This window comes from Ferrovibrio sp. MS7, assembly GCF_038404985.1.
Taxonomy (GTDB): Bacteria; Pseudomonadota; Alphaproteobacteria; order Ferrovibrionales; family Ferrovibrionaceae; genus Ferrovibrio; species Ferrovibrio plantarum.
In genome coordinates, this window is sequence record NZ_JBBKBA010000001.1 from 260,274 (window position 1) to 281,864 (window position 21,591).

Below are 21,591 nucleotides of genomic sequence, written 5' to 3' on the forward strand. Positions count from 1 at the left end.
TGTATTATATTCTACGCCGATTAATGCAAAATGTATTCATTATGGCCATTCAGCAACAGGGCTTTGAACCGCGCAGCCAGCCCGACTTGCCAAGCTAGGCTCTGCTGCTTAAGGTAGCCGTGTTACCGAATGACGCGGGAGAGCGTGGACGGAGGCTTCTCCGTTCACCGCCGACGGAGCAACGCCCCGGAAACTCTCAGGCACCAGGACCGCGCCGTTCTTTGACATCTGGAGAGAGGCGCTTAAGTGCGCCCACCGAAGGGGAAGCTTGGCGGTACGTCCGCTGGGTAAGCTCTCAGGTACAGCGACAGAGGGGGCCGTTTGCGCGAAATCGTGCATGGCATGCGCCATGCAAGGCTGATCGTGGGCGGTTCAACCCCTGTTGCTTTGGAGAGCCTTTAAACATGACCAAGATCGCCGTAATCGGCGCCGGTATCACCGGCGTTACCACCGCCTATGCGCTGAGCCTGCGCGGCTATGATGTCACCGTGTTCGACCGCCACCGCTATCCGGCGATGGCCACCTCCTATGCCAATGGCGGTCAGCTATCCGCCAGCAATGCGGAAGTCTGGAATAGCTGGGGGACGGTGCTGAAGGGCCTGAAATGGATGTTCCGGCCCGAGGCGCCATTTCTGCTCAACCCGTTGCCGACCTGGCACAAGCTTTCCTGGTTTGCCGAATTCATCGCCAATATTCCGAAATATGGCCTGAACACGGTGGAGACCACCCGCCTGGCGATTGCCGCACGGCAGCATCTGCTGGCCTGGGCGGAAACCGAGAAGATCGATTTCGACTGGCAGCCCAAGGGCATTCTGCATGTCTATCGCCGCGAAGCCGACCTGGCGGCAGCACGGCGGGTGAACGCTCATCTGACGCGTGGCGGCCTGGAGCGGGTGGAAGTTTCGCGCGCCGATATCCGCCGCATCGAACCGGCCATCGCCATCGACTGCCTGGGCGGCTTCTACACGGCCTCCGATTCCACCGGCGACATTCACAAATACACCCGTGGCCTGGCGGATGCGGCGGCACGACGAGGTGTCTGTTTCGTGCAGGATGCCGAGGTGTTGTCGCTGGCTGCGCAGAACGAGCATGCGCTTGTCACCTGGCGCCCGGCTGGCGACGAGGCGGCGCGGACCGGTCCGGTGGAATCCTCCAGCTTCGATGGCCTGGTGATCTGCGCCGGCGTCGCCAGCCGCGCCTTCGCCGCCATGCTGGGCGACCGCATCAACATCTATCCGGTAAAGGGCTATTCCATCACGGTGCCGCTGGAAGATGAAAAGAGCCGTGCGGCAGCACCCTATGTCAGCCTGCTCGATGATGCCGCCAAGATCGTCACCAGCCGATTGGGGCCGGGCCGCCTTCGCGTTGCCGGCACGGCGGAGTTCAACGGCGAGAACTACAATATCCGCAACGACCGCATCCTGCCGCTGACCAACTGGGTGCGCACGCTGTTTCCCAGTGTGGCGACAGACCGCGTGATTCCCTGGGCGGGCTTGCGGCCGATGACACCGAGCATGCTGCCGAAGGTCGGTCCGGGCCGCCGCCCGCGGGTATTCTACAATACAGGCCACGGCCACCTCGGCTGGACCCTATCGGCAGGTACCGCCGAAGCTGTTGCCGCCAGCATCGCCGGCGCCAGACTCTGAAACAGTAACTAGCTTTGAACAGCAAAACGCCGCCGGATCGAAATGATCCGACGGCGTTCCGCTGCTCCACGCGATCAAGCGAGATCGAAGCGGTCGAGATTCATCACCTTGGTCCAGGCGGCAACGAAATCGCGCACGAACTTCTCCTGTGCATCGGCGCTGCCATAGACTTCGGCGATGGCGCGGAGTTGCGAGTTGGAGCCGAACACCAGATCGGCGCGGGTGGCGGTCCATTTCACCTCGCCGCTCTTGCGGTCGCGGCCTTCATACACATTGTCGCCCGCCGGCTTCCATTCGGTCGCCATGTCGAGCAGGTTGACGAAGAAGTCGTTGCTCAAGGCTTCCGGCTTCTTGGTAAAGACACCATGCTGGCTCTTGCCCGTATTGGTGTTCAGCACCCGCATACCGCCAAGCAGCACCGTCATCTCCGGCGCCGTCAGGGTGAGCAACTGCGCCTTGTCGATCAGCAACTCCTCGGCGGAGACGCTGTACTTGCCCTTGAGGTAATTGCGGAAGCCATCGGCAATCGGCTCCAGCACCGCGAAAGATTCAACGTCGGTCTGCTCCGCCGAGGCATCCATGCGGCCCGGCGCGAACGGCACCGTCACCGCGACGCCGGCGGCCTTAGCCGCCTGTTCGATGCCGGCATTACCGGCCAGCACGATCAGGTCGGCCAGCGACACCTTCTTGCCGCCGCTCTGCGCCGCGTTGAAACTGCCCTGGATCGCTTCCAGCGCCTTCAGCATCTTGGCGAGCTGAGCCGGCTCGTTCACCGCCCAATCCTTCTGCGGCGCCAGGCGGATACGCGCACCATTGGCGCCACCGCGCTTGTCTGAGCCACGGAAAGTGGAAGCGGACGCCCACGCCGTCGACACCAATTCGGAGACCGAAAGCCCGGCCGACAGGATCTTGGCCTTGAGTGCAGCGACATCCGCATCGTCGATCAGCTTGTGATCCACAGCCGGGATCGGGTCCTGCCACAGCAACGCCTCAGCAGGCACTTCCGGCCCGAGATACCGGGCGCGCGGCCCCATATCGCGGTGCGTCAGCTTGAACCAGGCCCGCGCGAAGGCATCGGCGAACTGGTCGGGGTTTTCCATGAAGCGGCGCGAAATCTTCTCATAGGCCGGATCGAAGCGCAGCGCCAGGTCGGTGGTCAGCATCGACGGCGCATGGCGCTTCGACGGATCATGGGCATCGGGCACGGTATTGGCACCGGCGCCATGCTTCGGCTTCCACTGATGCGCACCGGCCGGGCTCTTGGTCAATTCCCATTCATAACCGAACAGGTTCCAGAAGAAGTTGCCGCTCCACTTGGTCGGCGTGGTGGTCCAGGTCACTTCCAGACCGCTGGTGATGGTGTCACCGCCCTTGCCACTGCCGAAGCTGCTCTTCCAGCCAAAGCCCTGATCCTCGATGGCAGCCGCTTCGGGATCGGCACCGACATGGGTGGCCGGGCCAGCACCATGGGTCTTGCCGAAGGTGTGACCGCCAGCAATCAGCGCCACGGTCTCTTCGTCATCCATCGCCATGCGGGCGAAGGTCTCGCGGATATCCTTGGCCGCCGCAAGCGGATCCGGATTGCCGTTCGGGCCTTCCGGATTCACATAGATCAGGCCCATCTGCACCGCAGCGAGCGGATTCTCCAGCTCGCGGTCGCCGCTATAGCGCTTGTCATCGAGCCACTTGCTCTCGCGGCCCCAGTAGACGTCCTGATCCGGCTCCCACACATCGGCGCGGCCGCCGCCGAAGCCGAAAGTCTTGAAGCCCATGCTTTCCAGCGCCACGTTGCCGGCCAGGATCATCAGGTCGGCCCAGGAAATCCGGCGGCCGTATTTCTGCTTGATCGGCCACAGCAGGCGCCGCGCCTTGTCGAGGCTGACATTGTCCGGCCAGCTATTCAGCGGCGCGAAACGCTGCTGCCCACGGCCACCGCCACCCCGGCCATCGCCGGTGCGGTAGGTGCCGGCGCTATGCCAGGCCATGCGGATGAACAGCGGGCCGTAATGCCCGAAATCGGCCGGCCACCAATCCTGCGACTGAGTCATCAGGGCGCGCAGGTCCTGCTTCAGGGCGGCATAGTCGAGTTTCTTGAATTCCTCGGCATAATCGAATCCCGGCCCCATGGGATCGGATTTCGAGGAATGCTGGTGCAGCAGCTCCAGCTTCAATTGGTTCGGCCACCAATCCCGGTTCGACGTGCCGCCGCCGGCCGTGTGGTGGAACGGGCATTTTGCTTCGGCTGTCATAGCTTCCTCCCTGCTGATCTGGATGACTTCACTGCTCGGGAACTAAGATTAGAATTATTCTAAAATAGGTCAAGCCCAGACACCTGAAATCTCCCGATCCCGATTAAAGAAACGCCGGAAAATAGAGAAATATTTCGGATGAATTGCCACGAATGGCCGCGGATCAGGAAGACCGGTGGGCAAACAGGCCGGAAAATACCGGCTGCTTTCACTGTACCGCCTCACGGCGTATTGCACATGACGAAACGCACAGGCCTGGTCTGCTTTTCCAGAAGCGGAACAGTGATGGCCCTCAGTTGGCCGGGATCAACTCGCGCACATGGCGCTCGGCCACGTCAACGAAGGCGGCATCATTGATGTGATGTGGCACGCGGATCAGGTGATGCGTGTCACTGGCGGTGAAATGCCGCTCGAAGGCGGCGAACAGAGCGGCATTGGCGGCGGGATCGTGAAATTTCTGCCCCGGCGCATCCAGTGCCGACACACCGCCCTCCGGCAGCAGCAACCGCACCGGCCCGGCCGAGGCGTTCAGCTTGGCGGCAATCCAGCCGGCGATCCTCTCAAGCTCGTCTGCCGTGGTGCGCATCAGCGTCACATTGGCATTATGCGCGTGGAACAGCCGCCCCTTGTATGACGCCGGTACGGTATTCGGCGCCCAGAAATTCACCATGTCGAGCGCGCCACAGGAACCGATCCAGGGAATTCCGGTTTTAGCCACCACGTCGAAGCGTTCCGGCCCGGCAGTACAGACACCGCCGAGCAGATGATCCGCCGCTTCCGTGGTGGTGAGATCCACCATGCCTTGCAGCAGGCCGGCGCCGGCAATCGCCTCCAGCGAGCGCCCGCCTGGCCCATTGGCATGAAAGACCTGGCATTCATAATCGCCGCCAAGCCGCGCGGTGAGTTGCTGGATACACGGCGTGGTGACGCCGAACATGCTCAAGCCCAGTGCCGGGCGCGTATCGCTCGACGGCGGCACGGCACGGCTCATCATCCCGGCCAGCGCATGCGCGGCATTGGCCAGGATCACCCGCGAGAGGCGGTTCAATCCGGCAATATCCGTTACCGGATACATCATCGTGATGTCATGCACGCCGACGAAGGGCGCGACATCGCCCGCAGCCAAAGTCGATACCATCAACTTGGGTAGGCCGATGGGCAGGCTGCGCATCGCCGGTGCGATGATCGAAGTGCCGCCTGAACCGCCGAGCCCGATGATGCCGCCAATATCGGTGCGCGTGGCGATGAAGCGCTGCAGTGCCTCGGTCATCGCCGTCACCGCCCTGCCGCGATCACCCGCCTGAAACACCGCGCCACGGCCCTCGGCATGATACTCGGCTATGGCTTCAGCCGGGAAATCCGCATCAGCCGACGGCGACCGCGTGCCGACATCGACCGTGACGGCGCGCAGTCCGGCTTGGCCCAGCAACTGCGCCACATAGCGCAGTTCCTCGGCCTTGGTGTCGAAGGTGCCGACGACATAGGCGGTGCCGGCCATGGCGCGGCGCCCTGCCCTACTTCTTCTGCCGCGCCACTTTCACCGCGCCCTCGAAGGCGAAGCGGAAAGTGTCGCTCACCGTCTGGAACACCTGGGCGGCATCAGCCGGCGCCACATCATATTCCGCCCACCATTCGCCAAAGGTCTTGTTGCCTTCGGTAATGGTCCTGAGCCGCATCTCAGCGACATAATTCTGCACCGGCAGCGTCGCTTCGAGGATACGGTAGCAGCAGACATGTTCACGGTCGGAGAGCGTGAGCAATTCTTCGCGGATATGGCCACCCTCATGGGTGTGGAAGCTGCGGACGCAACCAATCTGGTCGGATGGCAGGCCGCCTTCGATCTCGCTCTTGGAGAAGAACGGGTGATAGACCGGCAATGCATTGAAATCGCGCAGCACACCCCAGGCCTGTTCCAGCGGAATATCCATCACGGCGCTTATATAGACTCGTGCCATATTCGTGTTCCTCCCTATTGCTTCCGGCCTATTGCTTGCGGGCCTTCAGGCTTTTGAAGCCTTTTATATGATTGGTAATCGCGATTTCCACCGGCAACCGCTCGACACTGCTGGCACCGTAGAAGCCGTTGCAATGGTGGCTGTTCCGCAGCACGAAGTCGACATCCTCGGGCGAGGAAATCGGCCCGCCATGGGCGATGATGATGACATCCTTGCGCACGCGCCGCGCCGCTTCCGCCCAGTCATCGATCAGCTTCACCGACTCGGCCAAGCTCTTGGCGGTGGTGGCACCGATGCTGCCACCGGTAGTGACGCCCATATGCGGCACGATGATATCGGCACCTGCCTTGGCCATTTCCACGGCTTCATCGACGGAAAAGACATAAGGCGTGGTCAGCAGGTCCAGTTCATGCGCCTGGCGGATCATGTCGATCTCGCTGGCATAATTGATGCCGGTTTCTTCCAGGCTGATGCGGAAAGTGCCGTCGATAATCCCTACAGTGGGGAAATTCTGCACGCCGGAGAAACCCAGTTCCTTAAGCTGCTTCAGAAACACCGGCATGATCACGAAGGGATCGGTGCCATTCACGCCGGCGATCACCGGCGTCTTCTTGCAGACCGGCAGGATCTCGCCTGCCATCTCGACCACGATGTCGTTGGCATTGCCATAGGCGAGCAGGCCGGCAGAGGAAGCACGGCCCGCCATGCGATAGCGGCCGGAATTGTAGACGATGATCAGGTCGATGCCGCCGGCTTCCTCGCACTTCGCCGAAATGCCGGTGCCGGCGCCACCGCCAATGATCGGCTCGCCACGGGCGATCATGGCCTGGAAGCGTTCGAGAATGGCAGCGCGTTCAAATCTGGGCATTTTTTTCTTCCTTGGCAGGGATAACAGCTTGAGCAGGAGAAACAGCCGGCAGCTTGAGCTGCAGCAGGTGATTGAGTTCGCCGAGCACGCCGCGGCGGAAGGTGAGCACGCAGGCAATGAAGATCAGGCCGACGGCCACCGTGACCCAGGCGCCAAGCGCATCGAAATAATGGCGCAGCGCGGAAATCATTACCGCGCCGATGGCCGGACCGAAAATCGAATTCATGCCGCCGAGCAGGGTCATCAGGATGACATCGCCGGACATATGCCAATGTACGTCGCTCAGCGACGCCAGGCGGAAGACAATGCATTTCAGCGAGCCGGCAAGACCCGAAAGGCCAGCGGAGAGCGCGAAGGCCATGATCTTGTAGCGTTCGACGGCATAGCCGAGCGAGCGGGCACGCGGCTCGTGCTCGCGGATCGCCCGCAGCACTTCTCCGAACGGCGACTGCACGATGCGGTGCACCAGCCAGAAACCGCCAATGGTGCAGGCCAGCACCACGAAATACAGGCTGGTGTCGTTGTTGAGATCAATCAGGCCCAGCAGCTTGCCGCGTGGAATCGGCTGCATGCCATCCTCGGCCCCCGTGAAAGGCGCCTGCAGGAAGGTGAAATACACCATCTGTGCCAGGGCCAGGGTGATCATGGCCAGATAGATGCCCTGGCGGCGGATCGCCAGCGCGCCGATGGCAGCGCCAAGCCCGGCCGAGAACAGCACACCGGCGATGACGGCGATTTCCGGTGTCAGGCCGAGATCGCGCAGCACATAGCCGGTGATATAGGCCGAGCCGCCGAAGAAAGCGGCATGACCGAACGAGACGATGCCGGTATGGCCGAGCAGCAGGTTGAAGGCGCAGGCGAACAGCGCGAAGCACATCACCTTCATCAGGAAGATCGGATAGATCAGCTTCGGCACGAACGGCACGATCAGCAGCAGCGCCAGCAGCAGAAGCAGCAGGCCGCGCCGGAGCATGGGCGAATAAAGCAGGGCCGCCATCACGCCGCCCCCTCGCGTCCGAACAGGCCGGCCGGACGCAACAGCAGCACCAGCGCCATGACCAGGAACACCACCGTGGTGGAGGCTTCCGAGTAATACACCTTGGTCAGGCCCTCGACGACACCGAGGCCCAGCCCGGTGATCGCCGAACCGACCACGGAGCCAAGGCCGCCGATCACCACGATGGCGAAAACGATGATCACCAGGTCGGAACCCATGGATGGATTGACATGCTGGATCGGCGCCGCCAGCACACCGGCAAAGCCGGCCAAAGCCACGCCGGCGCCGTAGGTCAGGGTCAGCAGCAGCGGCACATTGATGCCGAAGGCCTGGGTCAGTTCCGGCCGCTCGGTGGCGGCACGGAGATAGGCGCCCATGCGCGTCTTCTCGATCACGATCCAGGTGCCGGCGCAGACCACCACAGCCACCAGGATGACGAACCCGCGATAGACTGGCAGCATCATGAAGCCGAGATTCCAGGCACCGCGCAGTTCGGCCGGCGTGGCGAAGGGATGGCCGGAGGAACCCATGGCAACGCGGAAGCCGCCTTCCAGCACCAGCACCATGCCGAAAGTGAGCAGCAGGCCGTAAAGCGGATCGAGGCGATAGATGCGGCGGAGCGCTAGGCGCTCGAACAAGATTCCGATGATGCCGACGGCAATCGGCACCAGGACCATCGCCCACCAATAGCCGACACCGAAATGACGGCCGATCAGAAAGGCCACGAAAGCGCCAACCATGAAGAAGGCGCCATGGGCGAAATTCACGATGCGCAGCAGGCCGAAGATAATGGCTAGGCCTAAGCTGAGCACGGCATAGAAGGCACCATTGACCAGACCGAGCATGATCTGGCCGAGAAAGGCTTGGTGCGGGATACCGAAGATGTCCATCCGCCGCTTGAGACTCCGCTACGGGCACAGGGATACGGCTACGAAACGCGATCCGGGCCGGCCACCCGGGACAAGGCAGCCGGCCCGGCGGGTAAGCGTTGTTACTTCTTCACCAGGTCGCACTTGCTATCGGCGAGCGGCTGGAAAGCCTGCTCCGCCGGGATCGTCGCCACCGGCTTCAGGTAATCCCACGGCGCCTTGGATTCCGCCGGGGTCTTCACCTGCCAGAGATACATATCATGCATGAAGCGGCCATCGACACGCACCTTGCCCTGCTTGGTGAACATGTCGCTCACCGTCATCTCGCGCATCTTGGCCGAAACCTTGTCGGGATTGTCGGTGCCGGCTTCCTTCACAGCGTTCAGGAAGAACATGGTGGAGGAATAATCCGCTGCCTGGGCCATGTTCGGCATCTTGCCAACCCGGTCGTAAAACCGCTTGGCGAATTTGCGCGTGTCGTCGTTCATGTCCCAGTACCAGGCATTGGTCAGCAGCAACCCTTGCGCGGTCTGCAGCCCGAGCGAATGCACGTCCTCGATCCACAGCAGCAGGGCCGCCAGCTTCTGGTTCTTGGTGGCGCCGAATTCCGCCGCCGCCTTGATCGCGTTCACCGCGTCGGCGCCGGTGGAGGCAACACCGATGATTTCCGCCTTGGACGCCTGCGCCTGCAGGATGTAGGACGAGAAATCGGTGGTGGCGAGCGGGTGGCGAGCGGCGCCGACGACGCGGCCCTTGTTGTTGCGCACCACATCCGACACCTGCTGCTCCAGGCCGATACCGAAGGCGAAATCGACGGTGAGGAAGAACCAGCTCTTGCCGCCCTGCTCCACCACGGTCTTGCCGGTGCCATGGGCCAGCGAATAGGCGTCATAGGCATAGTGGATGGCATAGGGTGAGCAAAGCTCGTTCGTGATGCCCATGTTGGAGGCGCCGTTGACGATGATATGGCGCTTCTTCTCCTTGGCCACGGCGGCCACCGCGCGGGCAACGCCGGAATTGGCCAGATCGTTGATCAGGTCGACACCTCCGGTATCGAACCATTCGCGCGCCTTGGCGGCGCCGACATCGGGCTTGTTCAGGTGGTCGGCGAAGATCACATCGATCTTCTTGCCCAGCACGGTACCGCCGAAATCCTCGGCCGCCATCTTCACCGCCTCGACGGCGCCTTTGCCGGAAAGATCGTTGTAGATGCCGGACATATCGGCGAGCACGCCAATGCGCACCACATCATCGGAGATCTGGGCCGTGGCAGCACCGCTGCCGAGGGCCAGAACGGAGGCAGCCGCCACCGCCAGTCGCAGACTGTTTCGCATTATTTTCCTCCCAAGTTTACTGGTTTACTGTTTCCCGGTTATTATTGTTTTCCACTCTACCTGATGCCATTAAGGGTTTTACATGGCTGGTTTACACGAAAACCTATCTGAAACACACATTGTCGGCCGCAACACGCATCAGCTCATCGTGCGCGCGGAAGAGTGCAGTGCACTGGCCACGCGGCAGATTTCCCATGTTGGCGTGGGTGATGCTGCGGTGCCCTACCGGATCGTCCGCACACATCTCAGCGGTACTTATGTGCATGCCAGCCTGGGCGGCGAGGGCCGCATCCTGCTGGATGGGCGCTGGCGGCCACACCGCGCCGGCATGGTATCTCTGGCCCCCGCTCATGTGCTGCACGCGTTCCACGCCATTCCGTCGAAACGCTGGCAATATTGCTGGGTGCGCTACATGCCGCAATCGCCGCGCTCGGCCATCGGCTTCATGGCGCCGGTGATGGCGCAATTCGATGCCGAGGCGCTGCAGCATGCCATTCTGGGGCTTTACAAGGAGGTGCAGGGACCGGCGGATTCCGGCTCGGCGATGCTGTGGATCGACCTGATCGAGCATTACATCAGCCGCTTTGCCGAGCCACTGCAGCGCGAAGACCGGCTGCGCGCCCTGTGGGAGAAAGTCAGCGGCGATCTCGGCAAGCCTTGGACCGTGGAACGCCTGGCAAAACTGGCGAATATCAGCGGCGAGCATCTGCGCCGGCTGTGCCAGTCCAGCCTCGGCCGCAGCCCGATGCAGCAGCTCACCTACCTGCGCATCCAGCATGCCGCGCACCGACTGGCGACCACGGCGGCGAAGATCGAGGATATCGCGCTGCAGGTCGGCTACCAGAATCCCTTCGCCTTCTCCAACACATTCAAGCGCATGACCGGCTTCCGACCGTCGCATTTCCGCAACCGGCGCCAGGCCGGCAGCCGCGAGCTAGACGCCTAGCAGGCCAACCACGCGCTCGAAATCGCCACCCATCGCGGCATTGTCCAGGGCATCGACGATGCGGCCGCCTTCCATCACGTAATGGCGGTCGGCCACTGTGGCAGCGAAACGGACATTCTGCTCCACCATCAGGATGGTGAAGCCATCCTCTTTCAGCCGCCGGATCACCCGGCCAATCTGCTCCACCACCACCGGCGCCAGGCCCTCGGTCGGCTCGTCCAGCAGCAGTAATGGCGCACCGGTGCGCAGGATGCGGCCAATGGCCAGCATCTGCTGCTCGCCGCCGGAGAGTTTCATCCCAGGGCTTTTCAGCCGTTCGCGCAGATTGGGGAACAGGTCGAGCACAGCTTCAGCGCTCATGCCGCCCGGCCGCACCATAGGCGGCAGCAGCAGATTTTCCTGCACATTCAGCGTGGCATAAATGCCGCGGTCTTCCGGGCAGAAGGCAATGCCGCGGCGTGCTATTTCATGCGGCGGCAGGGCAATGGTTTCAGCACCCTCGAAGCGGATCGAGCCGGCGCGCAGCGGCACAGTCCCCATGATCGCCTTGAGCGTCGTCGACTTGCCGGCGCCATTGCGGCCCAGCAGCGTCACCAATTCTCCCCGCCGTACCTCGAGGTCGACCCCGTGCAGGATATGGCTCTGGCCATACCAGGCATGCAGATCGCGGATTTCCAGCATCGCATCAACCATACCGCCCTCACGCATGCCAGCCTCACGCATGACCGGCTGCGCCGCCGATATAGGCCTCGATCACGCGGGCATCCCTCGAAACCATGTCGTAATCGCCCTCGGCAAGGATTTCGCCGCGCGTCAGCACCGTGATGCGGTCGCAGAGATCGGCAACAACGCCGAGATTATGCTCGACCATCAGCACCGTGCGGCCCTGCGCCACCTTGCGGATCAGCGCCGTGATGCGGCTGATATCCTCATGCCCCATGCCGGCCATCGGCTCGTCCAGCAGCATCACTTCTGGTTCCAGCGCCAGGGTGGTGGCCAGTTCCAGGGCGCGCTTGCGGCCATAGGAGAGATCGGCGGCAGGGGCGTCGGCGTAATCTTCGAGGCCAACCGCCTCCACCAGTTCCAGCGCGCGTGGCTCTAGGTCGCGCAATACCGCCTTGCTGCGCCAGAAATCATAGGAGCCGCCGCGCCGGCGCTGCACCGCCAGGCGCACATTCTCCAGCACAGTGAGGTTGGCGAATACGGCGGATATCTGGAACGAACGCACCAGGCCGAGCCGTGCCACGGCATCGGCACCCAGGCGCGTGATGTCACGGCCATTGAAACGGATGCTGCCGCCACTCGGCTCCATGAACTTGGTCATCAGGTTGAAGCAGGTGGTCTTGCCGGCGCCGTTGGGACCGATCAGCGCGTGGATCGAACCGCGCTTCACCGCCAGATTGACATTCGATACCGCCTTGAAGCCGCCGAATTGCTTGGAGAGGCCTTCGGCCTCCAGCACATGCTCTGCCACAATGTTCCTCCTGATGCGCCGGTCCTCTCGCGGGACTGGTCGGGCAATAGGCCGGTGATTTAGACGCTTCCGCACGCCGATGCCAACAGATTTTTTCTGACGCAGCTCTGTACGCGCCCAGCCTGACCGGCACCCAGCCAGAGAAACCATACCTAGATATGAGGTCGAAAGCCCTTCGTCTGGTTTCGCGCGGCGCCGCCTCCCTGCATCCTGACTCCATCAAAGCAAACCGCACCAGGGCGGTGAGAAAACAAACGGAGCAGCCAGATGGCATTAAGCAGCAAGCCCGCAACGACCAGCCCGGACAATGGCATGCGCAGCATCGCTGCTAATGACGCTTCCTCAACATCATCACAGGGCGAACGCGTCACCATCGCGACACCGGATGGCAGCTTCTCTGCCTATCTGGCACGGCCGAAAGCCATGAAGGCGCCGGCCATCGTGGTGATCCAGGAGATTTTCGGCGTCAACGCCGACATGCGCAAAACCTGCGACGGCCTGGCCGCCCAAGGCTACCTGGCGATCTGCCCTGATCTCTACTGGCGGCAGGAAGCGGATGTTGAATTGTTCGACAAGACCGAGGCCGACTGGAACAAGGCGCTGGCGCTCTACACCGCCTTCGATGTCGATGCCGGGGTGAAAGACATTGCCGCCACCATCCGATTCATGCGTGGGCTGGATGGCGCTTCCGGCAAGGTCGGCGCCATGGGCTACTGCCTCGGCGGGCTGCTGGCCTATCTCACCGCCACCCGCACCGATGCCGATGCCAGCGTCGCTTATTACGGCGTCGGCATCGACAAGCTGATCCATGAGGCCGGGACCATCAAGCAGCCGCTGCTGGTGCATATCGCCGAGGAAGATGAATTCGTCTCCAAGCAAGCCCAGGCGGTGATGCAGCATGGCCTGGAAGGCCGCAACGGCGTCGAAGTCCACAGCTATCCGGGCATGAGCCACGCCTTCGCCCGCAACAACGGCATCCATTACGACCACAAGAATGCGGAACTGGCGAATAGCCGCACACTCGCCTTCTTCCGCGCCACCCTGACCTGACATTCCCGCAAAAAAGGAACTGCACCATGAGCAATACCAAGCCCCCGCATCTGACTCATGCCAACGGCGCGCCGGTTTCTGACAATTTCAACATCATGACCGCCGGCCCGCGCGGCCCGGCGCTGCTGCAGGATATCTGGCTGATCGAGAAGCTGGCGCATTTCGACCGCGAGGTGATTCCGGAGCGCCGCATGCATGCCAAGGGTTCGGGTGCCTATGGCAGCTTCACCGTGACCCAGGACATCACCCGCTTCAGCAAGGCCAAGATCTTCTCCGAGATCGGCAAGAAGACCGACCTGTTCGTGCGTTTCTCCACGGTGGCCGGCGAACGCGGCGCCGCCGATGCCGAGCGCGATATCCGTGGCTTCGCGGTCAAGTTCTACACCGAGGAAGGCAACTGGGACCTGGTCGGCAACAACACCCCGGTATTCTTCCTGCGCGACCCGCTGCGCTTTCCGGACCTCAATCATGCCGTGAAGCGCGACCCGCGCACCGGCATGCGCAGCGCCAACAACAACTGGGATTTCTGGACCCTGCTGCCGGAAGCCCTGCACCAGGTGACCATCGTGATGAGCGACCGCGGCATCCCGAAAAGCTATCGCCACATGCACGGCTTCGGCAGCCACACCTTCAGCTTCATCAATGCTGAAAATGAACGCTTCTGGGTCAAGTTCACCCTGAAGACGCATCAGGGCATCGCGAATTTGACCGACGCCGAATCAGCGGCCTTGATCGGCAATGACCGCGAGAGCCATCAGCGCGATCTCTATGGCAGCATCGAAGCCGGCGATTTCCCGCGCTGGACGCTCTATGTGCAGGTGATGCCCGAGGCCGAGGCAAGCAGTTACCGCCTCAATCCCTTCGACCTGACCAAAGTGTGGCCGCGCAAGGATTATCCGCTGATCGAGGTCGGCGTTCTGGAGCTGAACCGCAACCCGGAGAATGTCTTCGCCGAGGTGGAGCAGGCCGCCTTCTCGCCGGCCAATGTAGTGCCCGGCATCGGCTTCTCGCCGGACAAGATGCTGCAGGCCCGCCTGTTCTCCTATGGCGACACGCAGCGCTACCGGCTTGGCGTCAACTTCAACCATATCCCGGTCAATGCGCCGAAATGCCCCTTCCACAGCTATCATCGCGACGGCGCCATGCGCACCGACGGCAACCAGGGTGCCCGGCTCGGCTATGTGCCGAACAGTTATAAGGAATGGCAGGACCAGCCGGCGCTGAACGAAAAACCGCTGGCCGCTGGCGATGCCTGGCACTGGGATCACCGCCAGGATGAGGATTATTTCAGCCAGCCCGGCGACCTGTTCCGGTTGATGACCCCGCCGCAGCAGCAGGTGCTGTTCGAGAACACCGCCCGCGCCATGGGCGACGCCGCGCCAGAAATCAAGCAGCGCCACATCGACAACTGCACCAAGGCCGATCCGGCCTATGGCGCCGGCATCGCCAAGGCGCTCGGCCTCAATGTCACCGCTGCCGCCGCCGAATAGGCACAAACCGGTTTACCCTCGAACCTCAAGGATATCCGACATGATCATCGCCACCGCCAAGCCCGCGAAAACTCTGCTCAACGGGCCCGACCACGCTCTCATTATGATCGATTTCCAGTCGCAGATGGCCTTCGCCACCAAGTCGGCTGACATCGTTGCCCTGCGCAACAACGCCGCCATGGTTGCCAATGCGGCGGCGGGCTTCAAGGTGCCGATAATCCTGACCACCGCCGCTGAGAAGACCTTCTCCGGCCCGATGTTCAGCGAGATCACCAATGCCTTTCCCGGCCAGGCGATGATCGATCGCACGACGATGAATACCTGGGAGGACGAGGCGGTGATCAAGGCGATCAACCGCCTCGGCAAGTCGCGGCTGGTTTTCTGCGGCCTGTGGACCTCGGTCTGCATTGTCGATCCGGTTCTCTCGGCCCTGGAACAGGGCTTCGAGGCCTATGTCATCGCCGATGCCTGTGGCGACGTATCCGAGGAAGCCCACCAGCGCGCCATGGACCGCATGGTGCAGGCCGGCGCCCGGCCGCTGACGGCCTTGCAGTATCTGCTGGAACTGCAGCGCGACTGGGGCCGCCTCGCCACCTATGACCTGACCACCGGCATCGCGAAGAAATATGGTGGTGCCTACGGGCTCGGGATCATCTACGCTAAGGCGGTGCTCGGTGAACACACTGCCGAAGCGGCCGAATAGACGGACATGATGAGGGGGCGAGTCATGAAACATTCACCGATTGCCGCAACAGCCTGGATTGCCTTGCTTTCCGGCCTGCCAGCGGCGGCAACGGCGCATGTGAAGTGGTTCGCCCCCTATATCATCGATGCCCCGCCGGAAACGGTGGGGGATGTGGTGCGCAATCCCTGGCTCTGGACCGGGGTTGCGCTGACCCTGGTGTTTTTCATCATCACGCGCTTCATCGAGGCCAGCCGCTTCGGCGCCGTCGTGCAGGATGGCCTGGATCGGATGACCAATCCGCTCTGGCTGCGGCTTGATGATTATGTGCGGGCCTTCATCGCGGCTTTCTTCGTCGCCATCTTCGCCGTCGGCGGCGTCTACCTCACCCCGGATCTCAAGACCCCGGCCGAGTGGGTGTCCTGGCTGCAATTGCTGCTGGCGCTGTTCATTTTCTCACGCCGCACCATGCCGCTGGCCGGCATCGGCATCATCGGCCTGTGGCTGTTGGCGATGCGCGACTATGACCTGTTTCACCTGCTGGATTATCTGGCACTAGGCCTCGGCGTTGCCGCCTATCTCATCCTCGAGCCATCCTCGCGCGAAAGCTGGCGTTCGCACCGTTTCGAGGCATTGCGCTGGGGCCTGGCCATCGCGCTGATGTGGTCCAGCCTGGAGAAATTCGCCTATCCAAGCTGGTTCTACCCGTTGGTGGTGGAAAAGCCGTTCCTCACCTTCGGCATGCCGCGGGATATCTTTATCCCGATGGCCGGCGTGGCGGAATTCACCATGGGCTTTGGCCTGCTCTGGACGCCGCTGATCCGCCGGCTGTCGGCGATTGCGCTGCTGGTGATCTTCACTGCCGCCGTCTGGCCATTCGGCCGCACCGACCTGATCGGCCATGGCCTGATCATGGCGATCCTGGTGGCGGTGGCAGCCGATCATTGCCGCACCAACCAATTCCTGGCGGGATTCAAGGTCGCGCCGCGCAACATCCCGCTCGGTCTGGCAGCCGCCATGGCGCTGTTCGTCACCGGCTATTGGGGGCTGCATGATGCCTTCTACGATTACAGCCATGTCGACCGCTCGGCGATCATCCGCTCGACCCATTCGCATAATCCTGAATATCCGCACGGCCCGCGCGCCGAGGACAGCCCGATCGGCGCCCCGCCGACACGCAGCCCAGTGCCAGCAAAATAAACGGATGGACGTAGCCGGCCTGTTCGCCGGCCTACGCGGGCGACAGGCCAAACACAAATCTTCTTAATGCCAAGCATTAATCTTTCTCGTTTGATTCCAGGCTGGCGACAGACAAATCTTCGTTTCTGCGTTTGCCTCCCCAGGCACGCTCCTACAACCAGAAACCAAAACGGCATGGCTTCGCTCGCGGCCAATGCCATAGGAGTCCGTATGCTTCGTCGCACCCTTCTCGCTTTCGCGGTGGCCGGCCTGTCGCTCGCCGCCCTTCCCGGCTTTGCCCAAAACCAGGCGCCACTCAAGATCGGCGTTTCCGCCGGCCCCTATGGCGATATTCTGCGCTTCACGGCTGATCTGGCTGCGAAAGAAGGCCTGAAGGCGGAGATCATCGAATTTTCCGACTGGGTGCAGATCAACGAGGCACTGAATCGCGGCGAACTCGACGCCAACAATTTCCAGCATATCCCCTATCTGGAAAACCAGGTGAAGCAGCGCGGCTACGAGGTTGTGCCGCTGGATGCCAGCATCGTAGTGCCGATGGGCCTCTATTCCAAGAAGTTCAAGTCGCCGGCCGACCTGCCGCGCGGCGCCCAGATCGCCATCCCGAACGATCCCAGCAATGCCTCACGCGCGCTGTTCCTGCTGCAGCAGGCCAGCATCATCAAGCTGAAGCCGAATGCGCCGCTGAACGCGACCCAGATCGACATCGCGGAGAATCCGCGCAATGTGAAGCTGATCGAGCTGGACGCGGCGCAGTTGCCGCGCAGCCTGGATGATGTTGCCGCCGCTACGGTGACGCTGAACTACGCCGTGCTGGCCGGCCTCAAGACCAAGGACGCCGTGACGCTCGAGAACGAGCAGTCGAAATGGCATCTGGTCTGGGCCGCGCGCAAGGACCGCAAGGATGACCCCCGCCTCAAGCGTTTCATCGCGCTCTACCGCTCGGCCCCGGTGAAGGAGTTCATCCAGACCAAGTTCGAGGGTTCGATCATCCCGACTTGGTAATAAAGACCCTGCTTGGGCTTTCCTCAGGGCGGCGCCGCAAGCGCCGCCCTTTCTCGTTCTTGCGGCCCGACTCAAACTGATAACTGTAGACAGTTTATAGTTTGTGTGGTTTATTTCCTGACTGTCACAGCTTCATTTTTCCTAGAAAACAAACATTCCTAGAGGAAACAGCCGAGGATGAAGCAGGCTGAACAAGCCGTCCAGGCAAGGCCATCCAGGCCGGGCAGAAAGCCGGCTTGTCTCCGGAATGGGTGTCGTTTTCGCTACTCCCGCAGGATCCCATGAAACTCAACGGTGGAAAATTCGTCGTCACCGGCGGCGCCAGCCTGATCGGCTCGCATGTCGCCGAACAGCTTCTCGAGCAGGGCGCGGCACAGGTCGTGCTGCTCGACAATTACGCGCTCGGCAGCCCGGACACGGTGCGCTTCCTGCTCGGCAATCCACGCGTCAAGCTGGTGCGCGGCGACCTGCTGAACGTCAACGAATTATTCGATGCCTTCGAGGGCGCCGATGGCGTGTTCGCCATTGCCGGCTTCCTCACCTTGCCCTTGAGCCAGAATCCCCGGCTCGGCCTGGCGGTGAATGTCGAGGGACAGCAGAATCTCTATGAAGCCTGCCGCTACCGCAATGTGAAGAAGGTGGTGTTCTCCTCTTCCATCGCTGTCTACGGCGATCCCGCCCCGGGCCTGATCGATGAAGCCTCGGCCTCGCATCTTGCCAGCTTCCAGCCAGCCACGGCGCTCTATGCCTGCACCAAGCTGATCGGCGAAAATCTCGGCAAGCTCTACAGTCAGCGCCATGGCATCCAGTCGATTTCGCTGCGCTATGCCACGGTCTATGGCGAGCGGCAGCATTATCGCGGCATCAATGCGCTCTACATCATGGAAAATTACGACCGCATCAAGCGCGGCGAGGCGCCGGTGATTCCCGATGACGGCCTGGAAGTGCACGATTACGTGCATGTCTCCGATGTGGCGCGGGCCAACCTGCTGGCCATGGCCTCCGATGTCACCGGCGAGAGCTTCAATGTTGCCACCGGCGTCGCCACCACGCTGAACCGCATTGTGGAGATTCTGCTGCAGGTGAGCGGCAGCCCGCTCAAGCCGGTCTACAAGCAGAATACCGCCCAGGTGCGTTCCAGCGTCACCAATGAACTGAATTTCAGCCGCGACAAGATCGCCAGCATGCTGGGCTGGAAGCCGGAAGTGAGCATCGAGGATGGCATCCGCCGCCTGCTGGAATGGCGCAGCCGCGAGGATGCCCAGCTTGCCGCAGGCGACTAAGAGGCTCGCCGCCGGAGACTAGTTCTCCGGCGCCAGGCTGAGGGTGCGCATCAATTCCTCGACCGAGATCGTTTCAAGGCGGAGTACCGCATCGCGGATACGCTCCGCCTTGTCGCGCGGCACGCTGAGCGAGGCTGAGGCCATGAACTTCGCCACAACGTCCTGCTGCTGGAGCATGCGCTCACCGGCGCCGCTATTCACCCGCACATGCCGCGTCAGCTTGCGGCCGCTCTGCGTCATCACCGTCACGCCGCCGGAGAAATAGGTCGGGAAGGCGGTATCGGGATCGACAGCGCAGCGCACCCGGGCCGACAGCGCCAGCACCTGCGGATCGGCCAGCGCCTCTGGCTGCAAGTCCGGCAAGCCAAACCCGCCCTTGAGCAGGCAGGCCGCGACCACGAACTGAGTTGAGAATTTCGCCTCGTAATCGGAAGTTGGATGCTCTTTCTGCGCCGCCGGCTCGGCAACGATATGCAGCGTCGGCTGCGGCAGCAAAGCCTCCACCGCCGCGATCTCCTCGCCCGCCAGTTCATGATGCAGCAGGATCGCCGCATCGGCGCAGCCATGGATGAAATGGCAGACCGGATAGGGCTTCATCGCGGTATCGGCGAGATGCCATTTGCTCCCCAGCCCAGCCGCCACGGCGCCGATATCGGCCTCATTGGCATGAGCCTGGAGATGGGTTTCAAGCAGGCCAAACTTGCCTTCCAGCGGCCGCGACGGCGCCACGAAACCATTGGCCGCCAGCCGCGCCGCCGTGATGCCGGCCACCGCTGCCCAGCCGGGATGCAATCGCTTGGTCCAGGCACCTTCTTCAAGAAACACCTGCACGCCGGAAGCAGTGCTGGCGGCAATGCCCTGGGCCATCATCATCTGCGCGGCATCGAGGCCGAGCAGCTTGGCAGCCGTAATGGCCGAACTGAAATGCGCCACCACGCCGGTGGCATGGAAACCGACATGATGGAAACCGCCCTTCACCACCAGGCCGATGCGGATGGCGGTTTCCATGCCGGCGGCATAGGCGGTAAGCAACGCACTGCCATGCACTTTAAGCAACTCACCGAAAGAGAGCGCCACCGGCAGGCAGGCGGCGGTGGGATGCACGATGCTGTTGAGATGGGTATCGTCGAAATCCAGGCCATGCAGCAGCACGCCGTTGACTAACGCGGCATCGCGTACCGGCAGGCGTTCGCTACGCCCGATCAGGTGGCAGGACCCTGCCTCGCCATGGGCGGCGGCGCCAGCGGTGACACGGCCGGCGAAGGCATAGGCATTGGACGCCAGGCCGCAACCCAGCGCATCCAGGATATGCAGCTTGGCACGTTCCAGCACGTGTGCCGGAATATCCTCGAAGCGCAAGTCCGCCGCAAAATTCGCGAGATGTGCGCTGGCAGAAAGTTCGGCGTTTTTTTCGATGCGCGCGTGCTGCGTCATGGTCCTGCGAGCCGGATTGAATTGTGGGGAGGCTTGAAAAAAGCCCGGCCTGACGGCCGGGCTTTTCCCGATACAGTGGCGGATGCTCAGTCAGCCTTGATGCTGGCCTTCTGCACCACAGCGGCCAGTTCGGCGGTCTCGGTCGCCACCTTCTTGGCGAAATCCGCCGGGCTCTGGGTCAGGATGGTGCCCTGCGGCTCCAGCTTGGCACGCACCGCCGGCACGTTGGTGGCCTCGCGGATTTCCTTGTTCAGCAGCGAGACAATCGGCTCCGGCGTCGACTTCGGCAGGAAGATGCCAACCCAGAAGCTGACATCGAAGCCGGGGAAGCCGAGTTCGGCGACAGTCGGCACATCGGGGAGCGCCGGCAGCCGTTCGGATGACGACACCGCCAAAGCGCGCAGCTTGCCGGCCTTGACATGCGGCACGCCGGACAGCGTGTCGAAGATCACGGTCACTTCCTTCGACAGCGCCGCCACCTGTGCCGCCGCAGCACCACGATAGGGCACGTGGATCATCTTGATGCCGGCGCGGTCGGAGAGCAGTTCGAAAGCGAGGTGGGTGATATTGCCGTTGCCCGCCGAACCATAGGGCACGCCTTCCGGCTTCGACTTGGCGAGATCGATCAGGTCTTTCAGCGTCTTGATCTTGCCGCCGACCGGATCATCCGGATTCACCGCCAGGATCAGCGGCACCGATACCACGGTGGTGACGGGCGCGAAATCGCGCTGCGGATTATAGCGCAGGTCCTTGAACAGGGTCGGGTTGAGCGTGATGGTGCTCGAATTGCTGACGAAGATGTTGTAGCCGTCGCCTGGTGCCTGCGCCACGGCCTCTGCCGCCAGCATGCCGTTAGCACCAGTGCGGTTCTCGACATAGAAGGACGTCCCGAGCTTGTTGGTGAGATGCTCGGCGATGATGCGCGCCACCACGTCGATGGTGCCGCCGGGCGTGAAGCCCACCATCATGCGCACCGGCTTGTTCGGATAGGTCTGCGCCAAAGCTGCCGTGGATGCCAGGGCAATGCCTAAGCCCATCGCAGCGGCCAATACCTTCTTAAATCCTACCATTGCTGTTTCCTCCCATTGCAATGTGTTGGCTTGATTGTCGCG

Annotated in this window: 19 protein-coding genes and 1 riboswitch; of the genes, 8 read left to right on the forward strand and 11 right to left on the reverse strand. The window is 62.3% G+C overall.

The window, feature by feature from the left end:
* Positions 1 to 125 precede the first annotated feature (125 nt).
* Positions 126 to 222, forward strand: a riboswitch (glycine riboswitch).
* Positions 223 to 404: 182 nt separating this feature from the next.
* Complete coding sequence (locus V6B08_RS01175; RefSeq protein WP_341977261.1) at positions 405 to 1,646, forward strand: D-amino acid dehydrogenase; 1,242 nt, start codon at positions 405 to 407, stop codon at positions 1,644 to 1,646.
* A 74-nt stretch (positions 1,647 to 1,720) separates the two neighbouring features.
* On the opposite strand, the gene katG is transcribed toward V6B08_RS01175, so the two are convergent.
* From katG to V6B08_RS01210, 7 genes are all read right to left on the reverse strand, one after another.
* Positions 1,721 to 3,895 carry a catalase/peroxidase HPI gene (gene katG, locus V6B08_RS01180; protein ID WP_341977263.1) on the reverse strand — a complete coding sequence of 725 codons (2,175 nt, stop codon included), beginning with the start codon at positions 3,893 to 3,895 and terminating at the stop codon, positions 1,721 to 1,723.
* A 292-nt stretch (positions 3,896 to 4,187) separates the two neighbouring features.
* A complete protein-coding gene (locus V6B08_RS01185; protein ID WP_341977265.1) occupies positions 4,188 to 5,393 on the reverse strand; it encodes a Tm-1-like ATP-binding domain-containing protein in 1,206 nt (401 codons plus the stop codon).
* A gap of 16 nt (positions 5,394 to 5,409) precedes the next feature.
* Complete coding sequence (locus tag V6B08_RS01190) at positions 5,410 to 5,850, reverse strand: SRPBCC family protein (RefSeq protein WP_341977267.1); 441 nt, start codon at positions 5,848 to 5,850, stop codon at positions 5,410 to 5,412.
* A 28-nt stretch (positions 5,851 to 5,878) separates the two neighbouring features.
* Positions 5,879 to 6,718, reverse strand: a complete 840-nt coding sequence (locus tag V6B08_RS01195; protein WP_341977269.1) for a phosphoenolpyruvate hydrolase family protein — start codon at positions 6,716 to 6,718, stop codon at positions 5,879 to 5,881.
* Positions 6,705 to 7,715, reverse strand: a complete 1,011-nt coding sequence (locus V6B08_RS01200; RefSeq protein WP_341977271.1) for a branched-chain amino acid ABC transporter permease — start codon at positions 7,713 to 7,715, stop codon at positions 6,705 to 6,707. Before V6B08_RS01200 ends, V6B08_RS01195 begins: the two co-directional genes overlap by 14 nt.
* Positions 7,715 to 8,605, reverse strand: a complete 891-nt coding sequence (locus tag V6B08_RS01205; RefSeq protein WP_341977273.1) for a branched-chain amino acid ABC transporter permease — start codon at positions 8,603 to 8,605, stop codon at positions 7,715 to 7,717. The genes V6B08_RS01200 and V6B08_RS01205 overlap by 1 nt, the downstream gene beginning before the upstream one ends.
* A 101-nt stretch (positions 8,606 to 8,706) precedes the next feature.
* Complete coding sequence (locus tag V6B08_RS01210) at positions 8,707 to 9,918, reverse strand: ABC transporter substrate-binding protein (protein WP_341977275.1); 1,212 nt, start codon at positions 9,916 to 9,918, stop codon at positions 8,707 to 8,709.
* Between the two features lie 82 nt (positions 9,919 to 10,000).
* Between V6B08_RS01210 and V6B08_RS01215 the strand changes: the two genes are divergently transcribed.
* Complete coding sequence (locus V6B08_RS01215; protein ID WP_341977278.1) at positions 10,001 to 10,864, forward strand: helix-turn-helix transcriptional regulator; 864 nt, start codon at positions 10,001 to 10,003, stop codon at positions 10,862 to 10,864.
* On the opposite strand, the gene V6B08_RS01220 is transcribed toward V6B08_RS01215, so the two are convergent.
* The gene (locus tag V6B08_RS01220) at positions 10,853 to 11,572 is read right to left on the reverse strand and encodes an ABC transporter ATP-binding protein (protein WP_440588784.1); all 720 of its coding nucleotides are present in this window, start codon (positions 11,570 to 11,572) and stop codon (positions 10,853 to 10,855) included. The genes V6B08_RS01215 and V6B08_RS01220 overlap by 12 nt on opposite strands.
* A gap of 7 nt (positions 11,573 to 11,579) precedes the next feature.
* Complete coding sequence (locus V6B08_RS01225) at positions 11,580 to 12,338, reverse strand: ABC transporter ATP-binding protein (protein ID WP_341977280.1); 759 nt, start codon at positions 12,336 to 12,338, stop codon at positions 11,580 to 11,582.
* Between the two features lie 267 nt (positions 12,339 to 12,605).
* Here V6B08_RS01225 and V6B08_RS01230 point away from each other — a divergent pair, with 267 nt between their 5' ends.
* The 6 genes from V6B08_RS01230 (at position 12,606) to V6B08_RS01255 (ending at position 19,045) form a co-directional block, all read left to right on the forward strand.
* Positions 12,606 to 13,388, forward strand: coding sequence for a dienelactone hydrolase family protein (locus tag V6B08_RS01230; protein ID WP_341977282.1), 783 nt, complete (start codon positions 12,606 to 12,608; stop codon positions 13,386 to 13,388).
* Between the two features lie 26 nt (positions 13,389 to 13,414).
* Positions 13,415 to 14,878, forward strand: coding sequence for a catalase (locus V6B08_RS01235; protein ID WP_341977284.1), 1,464 nt, complete (start codon positions 13,415 to 13,417; stop codon positions 14,876 to 14,878).
* Positions 14,879 to 14,918: 40 nt separating this feature from the next.
* A complete protein-coding gene (locus V6B08_RS01240) occupies positions 14,919 to 15,581 on the forward strand; it encodes a hydrolase (RefSeq protein ID WP_341977286.1) in 663 nt (220 codons plus the stop codon).
* Positions 15,582 to 15,605: 24 nt separating this feature from the next.
* The gene (locus V6B08_RS01245; protein WP_341977288.1) at positions 15,606 to 16,760 is read left to right on the forward strand and encodes a hypothetical protein; all 1,155 of its coding nucleotides are present in this window, start codon (positions 15,606 to 15,608) and stop codon (positions 16,758 to 16,760) included.
* Positions 16,761 to 16,970: 210 nt separating this feature from the next.
* Complete coding sequence (locus V6B08_RS01250; RefSeq protein WP_341977290.1) at positions 16,971 to 17,762, forward strand: MetQ/NlpA family ABC transporter substrate-binding protein; 792 nt, start codon at positions 16,971 to 16,973, stop codon at positions 17,760 to 17,762.
* A gap of 281 nt (positions 17,763 to 18,043) precedes the next feature.
* Positions 18,044 to 19,045, forward strand: coding sequence for an NAD-dependent epimerase/dehydratase family protein (locus tag V6B08_RS01255; RefSeq protein ID WP_341977292.1), 1,002 nt, complete (start codon positions 18,044 to 18,046; stop codon positions 19,043 to 19,045).
* 18 nt (positions 19,046 to 19,063) lie between these two features.
* Here the strand turns inward: V6B08_RS01255 and V6B08_RS01260 are convergent, their stop codons facing one another.
* Both V6B08_RS01260 and V6B08_RS01265 read right to left on the reverse strand, forming a co-directional pair.
* Positions 19,064 to 20,479, reverse strand: a complete 1,416-nt coding sequence (locus V6B08_RS01260; RefSeq protein ID WP_341977294.1) for an MmgE/PrpD family protein — start codon at positions 20,477 to 20,479, stop codon at positions 19,064 to 19,066.
* Positions 20,480 to 20,565: 86 nt separating this feature from the next.
* Positions 20,566 to 21,549 (reverse strand): Bug family tripartite tricarboxylate transporter substrate binding protein, encoded by a 984-nt coding sequence (locus V6B08_RS01265; RefSeq protein WP_341977296.1) that lies wholly within the window; start codon positions 21,547 to 21,549, stop codon positions 20,566 to 20,568.
* Positions 21,550 to 21,591: the final 42 nt, after the last annotated feature.